We start from the raw sequence: 16,211 nt of genomic DNA, 5'->3' as shown, positions 1-16,211 counted from the left end.
GCGCGATTTTGCGGGGGAAAACCGTTAAAATAGCGCATTCACAGCCTAAAGCCTGCCATGAACCGCGCCGCACTCTTGATCCCCCATTTTAATAATCCGCAAGGTTTGGCGGCGTCTTTGGCGTCGGTCGGCGCGGATGAGTGCGTTGACGCGGTGATTGTTGACGACGGCAGTACGCGTGCGACGATTGACGAAGCCTTATGCCGCGCCGCGTGGCGCGCTAAAGGTGAGCTGAAGTTTTATTATTTACCGCACAATTGCGGCATTGAATATGCACTTAATACTGGGCTAGAAGCGATTTTGGCGGCGGGCTATGAATTTGTTGCGCGGCTCGATTGCGATGACCTGTGTGTATCGGATCGCATCGCGCGTCAGGTGGCCTTTTTAGACCAATACCCCGAAGTGTATTTACTCGGCAGCGCCGTGACATTCTTTGATGCCAGCGGTGATCGCTTTACGCTGCATCAACCGCAAACGCACGCGCAAATTGTGCGGCAGATGCATAAAGACAATGCCTTTACCCATCCGAGCGTGATGTTTCGCACCGCCGGCGTAAAGGAAATTGGCCTCTATCCCATGGATTGCCAAGCGGCGGAAGATTTTGCGTATTTCTGGGCCTTTGTTGCCCGTTACCAAACCGCCAATTTGCCCGAAGTGCTGACGCGCTCTGAATACAACGACAGCGGTATTTCGATGAGCCGCCGCCGCCAGCAGCAAGCGATGCGAATCAAAATTCTCGCCCGCTATTTTGATTGGCGGCCGCAATCGATGCTCAATATTGCCAAAGCGGCAGCCTCCTTTGCGCTACCGCTGTCATTCACCCGAAAAATTAAACGACTGCTTGGAGTTGGCACGTGGAATTAAAGCATTCGGTTTTATTACTGATACCCCATTACAACAATCCTGATGGCTTACTGAAATCATTGGCCAGTATTGGCGCGGATGAGCCGTGTGATGTGTTGGTGGTGGATGATGGCAGCACGCGCGCGCCGATAGAGATGGCGGCAGCGAATGCTGCCTACCACGGTTGCGGTACGTTACGCGTACTCAATTTGGCGCAAAACAAAGGCATCGAAGGGGCACTGAACGCCGGTTTGCAATGGGCCAAATCGCGTGACTACACATGGATTGCGCGGCTCGATTGCGGCGATGAGAACGTATCGACCCGTATCGCTCAGCAAATGGCGTTTCTTGCCGCACACCCCGAGGTGGTCTTGCTCGGTGGCGCGGCGAGCTTTGTCGATCAAAATGGCGTGGAACAATTTGTATTGCGCCATCCCACTGAGCACGCTGAGATTTTGCAATTCATGAAAAAAAACTCGGCGTATATTCACCCAAGCGTGATCTACAAATTATCAGCGGTCGATACGCTAGGGATGTATCCTTTGGACTTTCCGGCTGCGGAAGATTACGCGTTGTTTTGGGCGTTGGCGCGGCAGCACCAAGTGGCTAATTTACCCGATGTGTTGATCAAATATGAACTCGACCCGAATGGTATTTCGCTGGGTAAGCGCAACACGCAGCTTAAATCTCGGTTGAAATTACAGCGCAAATACTTCGACGGTAGTCCGGCGGCGATGGCAGGCATAGCCCGCACGCTGGCTTTGTTGGCCATGCCGTATGCGTTGGCGTTTAAAATCAAAGCCAAATTGCGCGGGGGAAAAGCATGAGTGCCATTGTGCATGTGGTGGAATCGTTTGGCGCTGGGACTTTGTCTATGGTGTCGGCCATCGCCAACGCTCAGTCGCAAGACGGGCATCAAGTGACGGTGATTCATTCGGTGCGCGAGGAAACGCCAGCAGGATGGCGGGATTTATTTGTGCCAGCGGTCAATTGTATTCATTTGCCGATGCAGCGAGCGATTCATCCTTTAAACGATTTTCGTACTGGCCGCGCTTTATTTAAATGGATTGCTTCGATTGCGCCCGATGTGGTGCATTTGCATTCCAGTAAGGCTGGGGCGCTAGGGCGCTTGGTGAGTTTGGCTTGGGCTTTGCGCTCTGATGGGCCGCGTTGGTTTTTTTCGCCGCATGGTTTGTCATTTTTGCAGCGCGCGGAAGGCCGTTTGAAAAACGGGATCTTCTTAACGATTGAAAAAATACTTGCCGGAGTGCCGGTGACCTTTATTGCCTGTTCAAAGTCTGAGGGTGAAGAAATTCGCCGGCACTTATCTGGCAATGTGGTGGTGGTGAATAACGCAGTTGATTTAAGCAAAATACCGCAAGCGAACGCGCTCACTCCCCAGTCCCCACTCCCCACTCCCCGCCGTCTACGCATTGGTACGGTAGGCCGGGTTTGTTTGGCGCGTAATCCAGAGTTTTTTGCCGAAGTGGCGAGCAAAATGGCCAGCGACTCGCTGGAGTTTGTCTGGGTGGGCGGTGGCGAAGCCAGCGGCGAAGCGGCACTGCGCGCAGCAGGCGTTGCCGTGTCGGGCTGGTGTGATCGTGCTGCCGCTTTGGCGCAGTTGGCAACGCTGGATATTTATATTCAAACCAGTCGTTGGGAAGGTTTGCCAGTGGCGGTGATTGAAGCGATGGCGGCCGGTTTGCCGGTGGTGGCAACCGATGTCGTTGGCAATCGTGATTTAGTTAAAAATGGCGAAAACGGTTACTTGGCGCATACGCCTGACGAGTTTGTCGCGCATTTACAGGCTTTGAGTGCCGATCCGGCATTACGCCGGCAATTGGGGCAACAAGCGCAGGCTTTTGCGCTGGAGTTTTATTCTTTAACACCGATGATGGCGAGCTTATATGCCGCGTATGGCATTGCGCCAACGGCAGATAAGACGCCCAAAGAGACGCAATGATTCAAGAAAAACACTTACAAGCTGAGCGCGCCAAACCTTGGTTGGCGCTGGCTGATTTTATGGCCTTGGCGCTGTCATTTGGCGTGGCGATGCTGCTGTTGTGGATTTTTCGCTATGACCGCATTTCGGCCAGTTTTGGTCTGTGGTGGGCTTGGGAAGGGCAGCAACAAGGCTTGGCGTTTTTAGGCTTGGCCTTGATGACCATTGCCAGTTTTTGGTGGCGTGGGCATTACAGCTTGCGTCTGCCTTTTTGGGATGAATTGCTCGAAATTTTGCGCGCCTTATTGTTGGCAGCCTTACTCAATGGCATGTTGGTGTTGTTGGGTAAATTTACCGTGTCGCGTTTTTTGTGGCCGGTATCTTGGGGCGTAGCGCTGGTGTTGCTGCCGTATTTTCGTAGCTTAATGCGCGATTGCTTATTAACAAAACGGATCTGGCAATTACCGACGGTGATTATTGGTGCCGGCGCCAATGCGATTGAAGCGTATCGGGCGATGTATAGCGAGCGCCAATTGGGCTTTGAAGTGCAGGCGTTTTTGTCAGTCGATCAAGACGCGCCAGATGAATTACAGATTAATGGCGAGCGTTTGCCGGTGGTGCGTTTAGAGCGCGAAGCACTGTTGGCTTGGCTCAGTAGCAATGGCCGCCCGCACGTGGTGATTGCGGTCAACGAAGATGAATTGCGCCAGTTAGAAACGCAAATCGAGCAACTGTCGCTGCGGTATAAAGACCTGCATATTATTCCGCCGATTGCCGGTTTGCCTTTATTTGGCGTGGTGCCGCATCATTTTTTCAGTCATGAAGTCTTGCTGCTGCGCGTGCGTAATAATCTGTTGGTTAAGCCGCTGATTGTGTTAAAACGCGCTTTTGATTTGTTTGGCGCGGTGTGTGGCATCTTATTACTCAGCCCTTTATTGCTGTATGTGATGTGGCGGATTAAATGCGAAGGCGGGCCAGGGGCGATTTTCTTTGGTCATGTGCGGGTGGGGATGAATGGCGTGCCATTTAAGTGCTGGAAATTCCGCACTATGGTGCACAATTCGCAAGAAGTATTGGACCATTTATTAGCGACTGATCCACAAGCGCGCGCCGAATGGGACACCGATTTCAAGCTTAAAAATGACCCGCGAATCACTAAAATTGGCGCGTTTTTACGCAAAACCAGCCTCGATGAAATTCCGCAATTGTGGAATGTGATTTGTGGCCAAATGTCTTTGGTTGGCCCGCGGCCAATTATCGACGCTGAACTTGAGCGCTATGGCGATAAAGTCGACTTTTATCTCGAAGCACGTCCAGGTTTAACGGGCTTGTGGCAGGTGTCTGGTCGCAACGACACCACTTACGCCGAGCGTGTGGCGCTCGATGCGTGGTATGTCAAAAATTGGAATTTGTGGTACGACATTGCGATTGTCTGCAAAACGATTAAAACCGTGGTCAGTGGACGTGGTGCGTATTGATGTATTGAGTTGCAGGCGTTGATAGCTAACGCCTACGTTAATATACCTTCAAGCCTTAGAGGCGATTGCTATGCAAGATTTTGTTCAATGGTTCCGTCAAGCTGCGCCGTATATCCACGCTTTTCGTGGTCGCACGTTTGTGATTGCCTTAGGGGGTGAAGTCGTTCGTGATGGCAAGTTTGCCACGCTAACGCATGACATTAATTTGTTGACCAGCCTTGGGGTGCGCTTGATTGTGGTGCATGGTGCGCGTCCGCAAATTGAGGCGCGTATTGCCGAGCGCGGTTTGGAAGGCCGTTATCTAAACGGTATTCGGGTGACCGATCAGCCATCACTAGAATGCGTGATTCAAGCGGCTGGCCATGTGCGCGTAGAAATCGAATCTTGGCTCTCGATGGGGCTCCCTAATTCGCCGATGGCCAACGCCGATATTCGGGTTTCGGCGGGTAATTTTATTACCGCGCAGCCGATGGGGGTGCGCGATGGCGTGGATCTGCAATACACCGGTGAAGTGCGTAAAGTCGATACCACGGCGATTAATTACCGTATGGATGATGGCGAATTGGTGCTGATTTCAACCATCGGTTATTCGCCAACTGGCGAGATTTTTAATCTGACCTTAGAAGACGTGGCGACCTCGACGGCGATTGCTTTAAAAGCTGACAAATTGCTGTTTTTATTTGGTCAAGATGGGGTGATTAATGACGCCGGTGAGTTGCAAACTGAATTGACCGCTTTGGCCGCCGAGCACTTTTTGGCCGAACACCCGGATGCCAACGACGATGTGTCTTTGTATTTGCCGTGTGCGATTCGCTCGGTACGTAATGGCGTACAGCGGGCGCATTTGATTAGCAATAATGTTGACGGCAGTTTGTTGATGGAATTGTTTACCCACGATGGCATTGGCACGATGATTTCGCGTGAGCCACTGGAAACCTTGCGCCAAGCAACGATTGACGATATTGGTCGAATGCTGGCGCTGATCGAGCCGCTCGAAGATCAAGGCGTGTTGGTGAAACGCGGCCGTGAATTACTTGAGCGCGAAGTGCATCGCTACTCGGTACTCGAGCATGACGGTAAAACCATTGGTATCGTGGCGATTCACCCATTCCCGAATAGCAAAATGGCCGAGTTGGCTTGTCTGGTGATTCATCCGGATTATCGCGATGAAGATCGTGGTGCTGATTTGCTGCGCCACGTTGAGCAACAAGCCCGCGGCTTGGGCATCGAAAAGCTATTTGCTTTAACCACGCGAACCAGCCATTGGTTTGTCGAGCGTGGCTTTAAGCAAGCTTCGGTGGATGATTTGCCAATGGAGAAAAAAGAGTTGTACAACTACCAGCGGCGATCGAAGGTGTTTATTAAAGTGTTGCAGCGCTAGTCTAGGCGCATAATCGCTGATTGTGTCGCGTTTCGTTCGCTAATATGCGGTTTTACTTATATTGCATTTTGAGGGATAGTAAGCTTTAGTATGTCTTTATCTTCCCTTTCTTTGCGTTCGCGGTTTATTTTGGCCTGTATTGCGGTACAGGCGCTATTATTGCTCGCATTATTATGTAATACCCACCGTATTTGGTCGGAGATGGCGCAAGAGCAAGAGGCTGCGCATGTACAGGCACTCTCTAGCTTATTGAATGCAGTGTTCTTACCTTCGATGATCGAAGGCGATCGGGTTAAAGCGGCCGAGATTCTTAATCATCTTCAGCTGGCGGACGAAATCGATTATTTGGTGTTGCTCGATGAGCAGCAACAAATGATTGCCGCGCGTGGCTGGGATATTTCTAAAAAACTGCCTGCCAGTAGCAATCATCATTCATATGCATTGTGGGATCGCCCAACGTTAGAGCATGTTCGCGCGCCTTTGCTCGTTAATGGCGTGCAATTGGGTGAGCTCAGTTTTGGGCTGAGCAATATCAGTGCTTATCGCAGTTTCCAGTATTTAATTTGGCAAAATGGCTTGATTGTCATGCTGGGTTTTATGGCCATCATGGGTTTAATGCTGTTAGCGGCGTGGTGGATTTCGCGGCATCTATATCGCCTGATTCAAGCTACGGAAACCGCGGCAACCGGCTATTTTGAGCCAGTATTGGCCGCCAATGGTTCCGGTGAAATCGCTAAAATATCACAGCGCTTTAATGATATGGCGCGCGCGATTAAGGCGCATGTGACGGCGTTAAAAGACAGCGAAGCGCAATATCAAACCATAGCGGATGCCAGCAATAGCGCCGAATTGTGGATTAATCCGGCAGGGCAATTGGTGTGGGCCAATGCCATGGTGGTACGTATTACTGGTTATTCAGTGAATGAATGCTTATTACTCCCCGATTTTCCATTAACCATTGCCACGCCAGAAGAGCGCTTGCGCGTTGAAGACACCTTTTTACAAGCGGTAAATAATAAATCCACTGAGCAAGATTACGAATTTCGCGCCATGCGCCGCGATGGCAGTTTATTTTGGGTGTCGGTGAGTTGGCAGCCCATGTTTAATGCCGAACAAAGTTATTTAGGTCTTAGAATCAGCCTGCGTGACAATACTGAAATCAAAGATGAGCGTTTGGCGCTGCGTAAATCGGTGATTGAATTACGTCAGATTCAGTCTTTGGGTAAAAGCTATTTACAGCATGCCGAATCAGAGCGCGCGCGTATGCTGGCGTTGTTGGCCGCAATGCGCTTTGGGGTGTTGTTTGTTGATAATGACCATCGGATTGTATTTTTTAATCCGGCCTTTTGTGAAATATGGGGTTTGTCGTCGTCGCAAGCCATGATTGGGCGCCCGATTGGGCAGGTTTTGCAATTGGCCGACAATCGACCAGCACTCAGTGATGGACTGTCTTGTTATTTAGAAGAGCACAGTGCGCTGGAAGATCGGGTTGATTTTGGTGAAGTCACACTGAATGATCGCCGAGTCATCGTACAAAATTGTTACCGCGTAACCGATCCACAAGGCGTTACTAATGGCCGAATGTGGGTGTATGAAGATGTCACGCAGCAGCGCTTAATCGCTGAGCGGATGGTGAACTTGGCCGAGCGTGATGCATTAACCGGTCTGTTTAACCGCCATCGCTTTCAGCAAGAATTAGAACGCATGGTGAGCGAAGCAAACCGGCGCGACCATCAAATGGCCTTGGTGTTTTTTGATTTGGACGAATTTAAGCTGGTTAACGATAGTTTTGGCCATACCGTTGGTGATGAATTACTGAAAAGCATCGCCCGTGAAGTGAATAAGCAAGTGCGCCGACATGAGGTCTTTGCGCGTTTGGGCGGCGATGAGTTTGCGGTGCTGCTACCGACTTGCGATGAGTTTGAAGTCAGTAAATTGGCCGATCGCATTGTGCAAACGGTGATGCAGATTCAATTTGCTGCTGGCAGTCATTTGATGCGTCCTTCAGCGTCGGTTGGTGTCGCGATTTATCCATTGCACGCTAATTCTGCGGATCAATTGGTAGCCCATGCTGATACGGCAATGTATCAAGCCAAGGCCGCAGGCAAGAATACTTGGCGCATTTATCGACCAGATTCCGATCATTCGCGCAATGAGTTAAGCCGCTTATCGTGGAAAGAGCGCATTGTTGATGCCTTAGAAAACGATGGCTTTGAATTGCATTACCAAGGCATTTATTACACCCACAATCGGCAATTGGCGCATTTAGAAGCCTTGGTTCGTATGAAAGATCCCGATGTCGAGGGCGGCTGTATTATGCCGGGCAATTTTATTGGCCATGCAGAAAAAACCGGCAAAATCATCGATTTGGATCGCTGGGTCATTAAAGAAGTGATTCGACTGTTAGCCCAATATCCCGATTGTCCGTCGATTGCGGTCAATGTTTCCGGGCGATCATTTGATGAGCCTGAATTGCCGCTGTATATCGCCAGCTTGCTCACGCAATACGCAGTGGACCCCAAACGCTTATTGGTTGAATTAACCGAAACCTCGGCAGTATCGGATTTATCCGATGCACAGCGCTTTATTGACGCGCTGCGCTCAACCGGTTGCGTGGTGTGTTTGGATGACTTTGGTGTGGGCTTTGCGTCGTTTGCGTATTTGAAGCAGCTTAAAGCCGACGTGTTAAAAATCGACGGGCTGTTTATTCGCGATTTGCCCAATGATAGAGACAGCCAGATTTTTGTTCGTGGCATGGTGAGTATTGCGCATGATATGGGCAAAACCACGATTGCTGAATTTGTCGAAAGCGAAACGATTTTTAATATGCTGCTTGAATTTGGCGTGGATCAAGTGCAAGGGTATTGGCTCGACCAACCGCAAAAAAACCACCCTGGCCTTAAGTAGTATATCGCTGCAGGCTTTGATAATAAAACTCTGAAACGATATACATCTATGATTTGGGCTATGTTCAGATAGCGTGTTGATGATTTTAAGTGCCTGCGGCACAGCATCAACACCAAATCTGAATATTGCCATTATTTTAGCTTCTGCTGATCTGCAACTCAGGCTGGGTTACAGATCGATCTGCAAATTTTATGCTATTGGCTAATCACCGCTTGAATGTTTTTCTCACCGGTTACTCGGCTAATGGTAGTCATTGCTTCGCTGCGGCTGGCGAAAGGGCCGAGACGAACGCGGAAAAGGTTGCTGCTGCTTTGGATGCTGAGTTTATCGCTGTCTTGGTCAAGCTCTCTGGCGACGTGTGCTTTAAAGCTCTCGGCGTTGCTTTGCGATGAAAATGCCCCCAATTGCACAAACACTTTGCCATTGCTTTCGGCAACAGGGATCGGTCGTGGCTTATTACTCACCGGTGCCGGCGTGCTGTGAACCGCCACTTTGGCGTTGGCAATGATGTCGCTCGGTGCGTCGCTTGGCATCAGGCTTTCGACGATGACTTCCGCGCTGCCATTATTGGCGTAGCCCAAACGGCAAGCGGCCAAAAAAGACAAATCCATCACACGGCCTTTATGAAATGGCCCGCGATCATTCACCCGAACAATCACGCTGCGGCCATTTTTAACATTGGTCACGCGGGCATAGCTGGGGATAGACAGCGTGGGATGCGCTGCTGTCATTTGAAACATATCGTAGGTTTCGCCAATACTGGTTTTTTGCCCATGAAATTTACGCCCATACCAGCTGGCAATGCCTTGCTCTTTGTAGCCATCAATCTGGCTATGCGGCGTAAACGACAGTCCGAGTACGGTATACGGGCGATTCGCCCATTTATGCGGCGTTTCCCAGCGTGGAATAGGTTCGAGCACTTGATCCAAATTGGCCGGAAAATCGGCCATTGGGCCATCGTCTTTATAAAAAGCACCGTTACCTGAGCTGGCCTTATAGCTGCAGTTATAGGGCGATGGCGTGCCAGTGATGGTTGACGGCTGAGTCGGTGCTGGAACTACCGGTCGTGGGGTGGGCTTTTCTGGTGTGCTGCTACAAGCGGCCAATAATAAACTGGCGCACACCAGTGTGGCCGAGTGGGTTAATTTCATATCAAGCCTTCATCAGTGGGCGATCACGCTGGATGCTCATTAAAATACCGAAACCGGCCAAAATCGAAACCATTGACGTGCCACCATAGGAAATCAGCGGTAAAGGCACGCCAACAACTGGCAGCATGCCAGTGACCATGCCCATATTTACCAGTGCATAGGTAAAGAAATTCATCGAAATTGCACCTGCCAATAGGCGACCAAATAAGGTTGACGCACTATTGGCAATCATTAAGCCACGGAAAATCACCGCCAAATACAGCACTAATAACAAACCATTGCCCAGCAAACCAAATTCTTCACCATAAACCGCGAAAATAAAGTCGGTGGTACGCTCAGGAATAAAATCCAGATGGGTTTGCGTGCCAGCCAGCCAGCCTTTACCAAATAAGCCGCCCGAGCCAATCGCAATCGTGCCTTGAATAATGTGGTAGCCCGCGCCAAGTGGATCTTCCATTGGGTTGAGCATGGTGGCGATTCGGCGGCATTGGTATTCGTGCAAAATATTAATGCACAAGTCCCAATGGGTAACGATATAGGCGATCACGGCAATCGCCACACTCATCACCGCCAATACTGCCCAAGGCAGACCGGCAAAAAACAAGATATAAAAGCCCGATGACGCCACCAGCAAACTGGTGCCTAAATCGGGCTGCTTCATAATTAACAGCACCGGAATGATAATAATGAAGGCGCCAGCAACATAGTGGCGTTTACCGAGGCTGGCTTGGAAATGATTGAAATACCACGCCACCATCAGTGGCAAGGCAATCCGCATGATTTCTGACGGCTGAATTCGGGTAATCCCAATATTGAGCCAACGGGTCGCGCCGTGGCTGGTAATACCAAAAAACTCGACCAAAATCAGCAAAATAACCCCGCCAACATAGGCGGGCAAAGCCAGTTGCATTAAGGTTCTTTGCTGAATATTGGCGACAAACCACAAGATACCCAGCGAAATGCCCATAAAAACCACTTTATCGGTCACGCGCTCTAAATCGCGATTGGATGCGGAATACAGCACCCCCGCCGAAACGGCAAACACCAGTAAAATCAAAATAAATAGCGCAGGATCAATTGGGCGCTTGATACGATCCCAGATATAGCTAATCACCGGTTACTTCCTCGACGATGGCGGGTACGGCCGATGCCGTTTTGCTAGGTGGATCTTCAGGCATTTTGCCCGTGAGGTAATAATCGAGTACTTTACGTGCAATCGGCGCTGCTGCTTGTGCACCAAATCCGCCATTCTCAACAATTACCGCCAGTGCAATCGTTGGTTTGTCTGACGGTGCAAAAGCAATAAACCAAGAGTGATCACGTAAACGCTCTTTGACTGAATGCGCGTTATATTTGGCGCCTTTTAAGCTATACACCTGTGCCGTACCGGTTTTGCCGGCCGATACATATTGCGCGCCGCGAAACACATTCGCCCCTGTACCAATGGTCATTACGCCTTCCATACCACGGATGACGCGTTCGATATTGGCCGGTTTCCAATCCATGGTTTTGAGGGGTTTGGGCTCGACCAAGGTTTTGGCGCCACTGCGTGGATCGGTTAATGTAGCGACAACGTGCGGACGAAATGCTAAACCGCGATTGGCCAAGGTGGCGGTGGCATGCGCCATTTGCATTGGTGTAAAGGCGTTATAACCTTGACCAATCCCGATGGACACCGTCTCGCCTGAATACCATTTTTGCTGTGCAGGATTTTTAAAGCGGGATTTTTTCCACTCGGGGCTAGGCAAAATCCCTGGACGCTCACCGGGTAAATCAACGCCGGTTGGGCGGCCAAAATCTAAAGTCCCCATAAATTTGGCGATATTGTCGATGCCCATTTGCACGGCTAATTGGTAGAAATAAGTATCGCTGGATAATGCAATCGAGCGATCAAAACTCATTGAGCCATAACCACCTTTTTTAGAGTCATTAAACCGATGCCCGCCATAAATAAAATAGCCGGGGTCAGAAATCGTTTGATGTACCAAAGGCAAGTTTTGTTCGAGCGCCGCCATGGCCATAAATGGCTTATAGGTTGATCCGGGCGGATATTCACCGCGAATAGCGCGATTCAGTAGTGGTTTATCGATCGAGGTATTGAGCTCATTCCAGCTCACCGGATCAATGCCATCGACAAATAAATTTGGATCAAAGCCGGGTTTAGACACCAGCGCCAAAATACCGCCGGTTTGCGGATCGATCGCCACCAATGAGCCACGGCGCTCACCAAATTGTTTTTCGATCATTTCTTGCAGCTTAATATCAATCGACAAAGTTAAATCTTTGCCCGATTGGGGCGCGGTACGCTTAAGGGTACGCACCGCACGGCCACCGGAATCGATTTCAACCTGTTCAAAACCAGTTTGGCCGTGCAATTGTTTTTCATAGCTGCTTTCAATCCCCAGCTTGCCGATGTAATCGGTGCCGCGATAGTTGGCATACACTTCGTCGTCTTTGAGGTCTTTAATGTCTCGATCATTAATTCGGCCGATATAGCCGATCAAATGACTGCCCACTTCACCCAAGGGATATTGGCGGAACAAGCGCGCTTTTAGCTCAACGCCGGGAAATAAATAACTTTGCGAAGCAAAACGCGCCACTTCTTCGTCGCTTAAGCGGGTACGAATCGGTAGCGTTTCAAAGTCTTTGGTTTCGTCTTGTAGCTTTTTAAAGCGACGGCGATCGCGCGGTGTAATGTCGACAATGCCTTTTAAGCTGGCAATGGTTTCATCTAAATTGGCAACTTTGGATGGCGTGATTTCTAGCGTATACGCCGAAAAATTGTGCGCCAGAATCACACCGTTACGGTCGCGAATAATGCCGCGCGATGGCGGAATGGGCACTAAAGAAATACGATTTTGTTCGGCTAATGTCAGGTAACGGTCGTGCTCAACCACTTGCAACCAAAAAAAGCGCGCAAACAACACGCCAAACATCAGCAAAATAAATAGCACAGCAACAATCAGGCGGATTTGAAATGCAAAACGCTCGCCTTTAGGATTGATAACAACATTCTTACTCATGGCAAACACCGTTGCGGCATGCCAAACAACCACGACCGATTATTGGCGAAATAGCGAAAAAAACACAGATAGGCTGCACCGACTGAAAACAAGCGCAATCATGCAAACTCATAATTCGTCGGGCGCGTCTTTACGTTGATACATCAGCATCAAATTTGAAAAAGGTGGCCATAAAATAGCGGCAAATAAACTGCCAGTAAAATAGCCCCAGCCCACAAAAGGCTCACCCATGATGCTGCGAATACTCACCATAATGGCTTGCGACAGTAGCAGTAGCGCGCAAGCAATCAGTGCTTGTTGCCAAAAAGGGAAAATCGCTAATTGCCGCTGCCGCACCAAGGCCAAATAAGCAATGATGGAATACGCCAGCGCGTGTTGCCCTAAAATATTGCCATTGGCGACATCCATCAGCACCCCTAAAAAGAAGGCGCAAGCGACACCGACACGGCGCGGCTGATTGAGTGCCCAATAAATAATCAATAGCGCGACAAAATCAGGGGAAAAATTCATTGCCGTGGCTTGCCATGGTAATAAATTAATCAAAATAGCCAGTACAAACGAGCAAAAAATAAAGCCCACACCGGCAGGACGAAGTAATTGGCGGCTAATTGGCATGGCTCAATCTCCGGCCACACGCGCTGTCAGTGCGCAAAAAGGATAAAAAATACACATTATTTAGTCTTGGCCTTCGGTGCTGAGGCTTCTGTTGGATAAGGTGGCGGCGCAGCGGGCGCATCCAAAATTAAGAAATAACGATGCTGATCAATTTTGGCCAAAGGCTCGCTATAAATGCGGGCAAAGGCGTTGCCGGTGGTGCGCTCAACTCGAGTTACTCGCGCTACGGGTAAGCCTGCCGGATAAATACTATCAATGCCTGAGGTGAGTAGTTGGTCGCCCACTTGCACGTCAACATTTTGCGCCATATTGCGTACTTCGAGCGGCGCATGGCGGCCGGTGCCATACACCACGGTACGCAATTGATTGCGCGCCACGATCACTGGCACCATGTGATTGCGATCGGATAACAGCCGCACTTCACTGGTAAGGGGTTGCACGCGAACAATTTGCCCAACCACACCGCTGGCGTCGAGCACGATTTGCCCGGCACTAATTTGATTTTGCTGGCCTTTATCAAGGACTAATTTCGCCGCAAAAGGATCGCGGCTATTGTAAAGAATTTTGGTGAGCTGCGAGCGGCGCGGCGTGTTTTCACTGGCAATGCTCAGCGAGCGTAAATTGGCGTTCTCAATTTCTAAAGCCTGCAAACGCATGGCCATGCCTTTGGCGGCGAGCTTGTCGTTATTGAGCGCTTTGTTTTCGCTGACCAATTGGGCTTGTTGCTGGAGAAAATCCCCACCTTCAATCACCGCATTGATTGGCGTGGTGGCCAGCCATTGCAGGGGGTAAAGCGCCAAAGACAGCTTATCGCGGGCGAGCCCTAACCATTGGTAGTTGGCATCGCCGAAAATCAGCGCAAGCGAGAGTGCAGAAAAAATCAAAACACGCGTTAGCGGTTTCGGGCCTTGTTTAAAAAAGGCAGGTTGATTAGCTTGCATTGGATCTGCGAAGTAGTGAAGGTGTGAGGATGGCGGTAAGGTGACAGCGGCCCAAACTAGCAAAGGCTTGGCATACGCCAAGCCCTATTTGCTTACCTTACCGGCAATCTAATCAGTCATTAGCAAAAATGCCAATGCCGCCTTTATCGAGCTTTTCAAGTGCTTTACCTGAACCGCGTACGACGCAAGTGAGTGGATCTTCGGCCACAATCACTGGAAGACCAGTTTCTTCCATCAATAAGCGATCCAAATCGCGCAATAATGCGCCACCGCCAGTTAGTACCATGCCTTTTTCGGCAATATCAGCACCGAGTTCTGGTGGGGTTTGTTCCAGCGCTTGTTTGACTGCCGAAACGATTTGATTGAGTGGGTCAGTCAAGGCTTCGAGAATTTCGTTGCTAGAAATCGTGAATGAGCGTGGAATACCTTCGGCTAGGTTGCGGCCTTTCACTTCCATCTCGCGCACTTCGGCACCTGGGAAGGCCGAGCCGATGCGTTTTTTGATTTCTTCAGCGGTGGTTTCACCAATCAACATGCCGTAGTTACGACGGATATAGTTGATGATCGATTCATCAAATTTATCGCCACCCACACGCACGCTAGAAGCGTAAACAATACCGCCGAGCGAAATCACGCCGACTTCGGTGGTGCCGCCACCGATATCTACCACCATTGAGCCGGTCGCTTCTTCAACCGGTAGGCCTGCGCCAATCGCTGCCGCCATTGGTTCTTCGATCAATTCAACCTTGCGCGCACCAGCACCGAGTGCCGATTCACGAATCGCCCGGCGTTCAACTTGCGTTGAGCCGCAAGGCACGCAAATCACGATGCGCGGTGGCGATGAAAACATGCGGCTTGGGTTCACTTTTTTGATGAACTGTTTCAGCATTTGTTCGGTGATGGTGAAGTCGGCAATCACGCCGTCTTTCATTGGGCGCACGGCATTGATATTGCCTGGGGTGCGGCCGAGCATTTTTTTGGCTTCTGTACCGACCGATAAAATGGTTTTCTTGCCTGAAGGGCCGCCTTCTTGTTGGATGGCGACGACCGACGGTTCGTCCAATACAATTCCTTTACCTTGCATATAAATCAAGGTGTTAGCTGTACCCAAGTCGATAGCGATGTCGTTGGCAAAGTAGCCAGAAAGAAGTCCAAACATTAATAATCCCGCAATGATGTTGTGTGATGGCAAGCCAAACTTCAGTTCAGCCCACTGTAAATTGGGCGAATGCTCGTATTATGCTGTATTGCAAGGAATCAAGCTTCGCATTTATTTTTAATTTCGCGTCCACTGTAAATGCTACCGCGAGCCTTTGCCGTAGGTGGGAGAAACAAACCCGATATGATACCCTATTGCGTTGTTGTTTAAGTAGCTTTAACGCGGTAAATACGACCACGTTCCGATTAAAGTACGCTGTACTTGGTCGGCAAAGATATGCCGTGGTTTTAGGATGAAAAAACGCGGTAAATTGAGCCACGTTACGATTAAAAGTATGTTGTGTTGATCAACATGACTGCGCCGCTATTTAGGACGTATATACAGGGAAATATCAATATGTCGCTATCTATGGACGATGTACGGCGCATTGCGCGTCTGGCACGGATTGCCGTGACCGAAAATGAAGTGATTGAGAGCCATAAACAACTCAATCAACTATTTAGTTTGATTGAAGAAATGCGCAGCATCGATACTACCGGTGTTGAGCCAATGCCACACCCACAAGACATGTTACTGCGCTTGCGTGACGATGTGGCGACAGCGACTAATCGCCGCGAAGCCTTTCAGGCGATTGCCCCTGCGGTTGAAAACGGCCTTTATCTGGTTCCGAAAGTCATTGAATAAGGAATTAGGGTCGGGGAGTAGGGAGTTGGGAGTGGGGAGTAAAACCTGCTGCTTTGACGCCCTACGCCCTATGCCCTACGCACAAAT

The 16,211-nt window shown here is 49.9% G+C and carries 13 protein-coding genes; 7 read left to right on the top strand and 6 right to left on the bottom strand.

The genetic code is table 11. The annotated features are described in order from the left end of the window. Positions 1 to 57 precede the first annotated feature (57 nt). The 6 genes from HQN60_RS04395 (at position 58) to HQN60_RS04370 (ending at position 8,551) form a co-directional block, all read left to right on the top strand. Positions 58 to 864, top strand: coding sequence for a glycosyltransferase (locus HQN60_RS04395; RefSeq protein WP_173532515.1), 807 nt, complete (start codon positions 58 to 60; stop codon positions 862 to 864). Then, entirely contained in the window at positions 855 to 1,670 is an 816-nt protein-coding gene (locus HQN60_RS04390; RefSeq protein WP_173532514.1) for a glycosyltransferase, read from the top strand. The genes HQN60_RS04395 and HQN60_RS04390 overlap by 10 nt, the downstream gene beginning before the upstream one ends. Further along, the gene (locus tag HQN60_RS04385) at positions 1,667 to 2,806 is read left to right on the top strand and encodes a glycosyltransferase (protein ID WP_173532513.1); all 1,140 of its coding nucleotides are present in this window, start codon (positions 1,667 to 1,669) and stop codon (positions 2,804 to 2,806) included. The genes HQN60_RS04390 and HQN60_RS04385 overlap by 4 nt, the downstream gene beginning before the upstream one ends. Beyond that, the gene (gene wbaP / locus HQN60_RS04380; protein ID WP_173532512.1) at positions 2,803 to 4,263 is read left to right on the top strand and encodes an undecaprenyl-phosphate galactose phosphotransferase WbaP; all 1,461 of its coding nucleotides are present in this window, start codon (positions 2,803 to 2,805) and stop codon (positions 4,261 to 4,263) included. Before HQN60_RS04385 ends, wbaP begins: the two co-directional genes overlap by 4 nt. 70 nt (positions 4,264 to 4,333) lie before the next feature. Further along, a complete protein-coding gene (argA, locus tag HQN60_RS04375; RefSeq protein ID WP_173532511.1) occupies positions 4,334 to 5,644 on the top strand; it encodes an amino-acid N-acetyltransferase in 1,311 nt (436 codons plus the stop codon). Positions 5,645 to 5,734: 90 nt separating this feature from the next. Next, positions 5,735 to 8,551, top strand: a complete 2,817-nt coding sequence (locus HQN60_RS04370; RefSeq protein ID WP_173532510.1) for an EAL domain-containing protein — start codon at positions 5,735 to 5,737, stop codon at positions 8,549 to 8,551. Between the two features lie 194 nt (positions 8,552 to 8,745). Here the strand turns inward: HQN60_RS04370 and HQN60_RS04365 are convergent, their stop codons facing one another. The 6 genes from HQN60_RS04365 to HQN60_RS04340 all read right to left on the bottom strand — a co-directional run bounded on the left by HQN60_RS04365 (position 8,746) and on the right by HQN60_RS04340 (position 15,440). After that, positions 8,746 to 9,702, bottom strand: a complete 957-nt coding sequence (locus tag HQN60_RS04365; RefSeq protein ID WP_173532509.1) for a septal ring lytic transglycosylase RlpA family protein — start codon at positions 9,700 to 9,702, stop codon at positions 8,746 to 8,748. Between the two features lies 1 nt (position 9,703). Continuing rightward, entirely contained in the window at positions 9,704 to 10,816 is a 1,113-nt protein-coding gene (rodA, locus tag HQN60_RS04360; RefSeq protein WP_254456675.1) for a rod shape-determining protein RodA, read from the bottom strand. Further along, complete coding sequence (gene mrdA, locus HQN60_RS04355) at positions 10,809 to 12,725, bottom strand: penicillin-binding protein 2 (RefSeq protein WP_173532508.1); 1,917 nt, start codon at positions 12,723 to 12,725, stop codon at positions 10,809 to 10,811. The genes rodA and mrdA overlap by 8 nt, the downstream gene beginning before the upstream one ends. A gap of 108 nt (positions 12,726 to 12,833) precedes the next feature. Further along, positions 12,834 to 13,340, bottom strand: a complete 507-nt coding sequence (gene mreD / locus HQN60_RS04350; RefSeq protein ID WP_173532507.1) for a rod shape-determining protein MreD — start codon at positions 13,338 to 13,340, stop codon at positions 12,834 to 12,836. A gap of 56 nt (positions 13,341 to 13,396) precedes the next feature. Next, positions 13,397 to 14,281: a rod shape-determining protein MreC gene (mreC, locus tag HQN60_RS04345; RefSeq protein ID WP_173532506.1), complete on the bottom strand. Its 885-nt coding sequence runs from the start codon at positions 14,279 to 14,281 to the stop codon at positions 13,397 to 13,399. A 112-nt stretch (positions 14,282 to 14,393) separates the two neighbouring features. After that, positions 14,394 to 15,440, bottom strand: coding sequence for a rod shape-determining protein (locus tag HQN60_RS04340; RefSeq protein ID WP_173532505.1), 1,047 nt, complete (start codon positions 15,438 to 15,440; stop codon positions 14,394 to 14,396). 396 nt (positions 15,441 to 15,836) lie between these two features. Between HQN60_RS04340 and gatC the strand changes: the two genes are divergently transcribed. Further along, on the top strand, positions 15,837 to 16,124 hold the full coding sequence (gatC, locus tag HQN60_RS04335; RefSeq protein WP_173532504.1) for an Asp-tRNA(Asn)/Glu-tRNA(Gln) amidotransferase subunit GatC: 288 nt from the start codon (positions 15,837 to 15,839) through the stop codon (positions 16,122 to 16,124). Positions 16,125 to 16,211 lie beyond the last annotated feature (87 nt).

The organism is Deefgea piscis, from assembly GCF_013284055.1.
GTDB classification, from domain to species: Bacteria; Pseudomonadota; Gammaproteobacteria; order Burkholderiales; family Chitinibacteraceae; genus Deefgea; species Deefgea piscis.
The sequence above is the reverse complement of the archived record's forward strand: the minus strand, read 5'-3'. Positions and strand labels throughout refer to the sequence as shown.

Coding starts and splice junctions, on each gene's coding strand:
- HQN60_RS04395 (WP_173532515.1), top strand. CDS start 58: ATGAACCGCGCCGCACTCTTGATCCCCCATTTTAATAATCCGCAAGGT.
- HQN60_RS04385 (WP_173532513.1), top strand. CDS start 1,667: ATGAGTGCCATTGTGCATGTGGTGGAATCGTTTGGCGCTGGGACTTTG.
- wbaP (WP_173532512.1), top strand. CDS start 2,803: ATGATTCAAGAAAAACACTTACAAGCTGAGCGCGCCAAACCTTGGTTG.
- argA (WP_173532511.1), top strand. CDS start 4,334: ATGCAAGATTTTGTTCAATGGTTCCGTCAAGCTGCGCCGTATATCCAC.
- HQN60_RS04370 (WP_173532510.1), top strand. CDS start 5,735: ATGTCTTTATCTTCCCTTTCTTTGCGTTCGCGGTTTATTTTGGCCTGT.
- HQN60_RS04365 (WP_173532509.1), bottom strand. CDS start 9,702: ATGAAATTAACCCACTCGGCCACACTGGTGTGCGCCAGTTTATTATTG.
- mrdA (WP_173532508.1), bottom strand. CDS start 12,725: ATGAGTAAGAATGTTGTTATCAATCCTAAAGGCGAGCGTTTTGCATTT.
- mreD (WP_173532507.1), bottom strand. CDS start 13,340: ATGCCAATTAGCCGCCAATTACTTCGTCCTGCCGGTGTGGGCTTTATT.
- mreC (WP_173532506.1), bottom strand. CDS start 14,281: ATGCAAGCTAATCAACCTGCCTTTTTTAAACAAGGCCCGAAACCGCTA.
- HQN60_RS04340 (WP_173532505.1), bottom strand. CDS start 15,440: ATGTTTGGACTTCTTTCTGGCTACTTTGCCAACGACATCGCTATCGAC.
- gatC (WP_173532504.1), top strand. CDS start 15,837: ATGTCGCTATCTATGGACGATGTACGGCGCATTGCGCGTCTGGCACGG.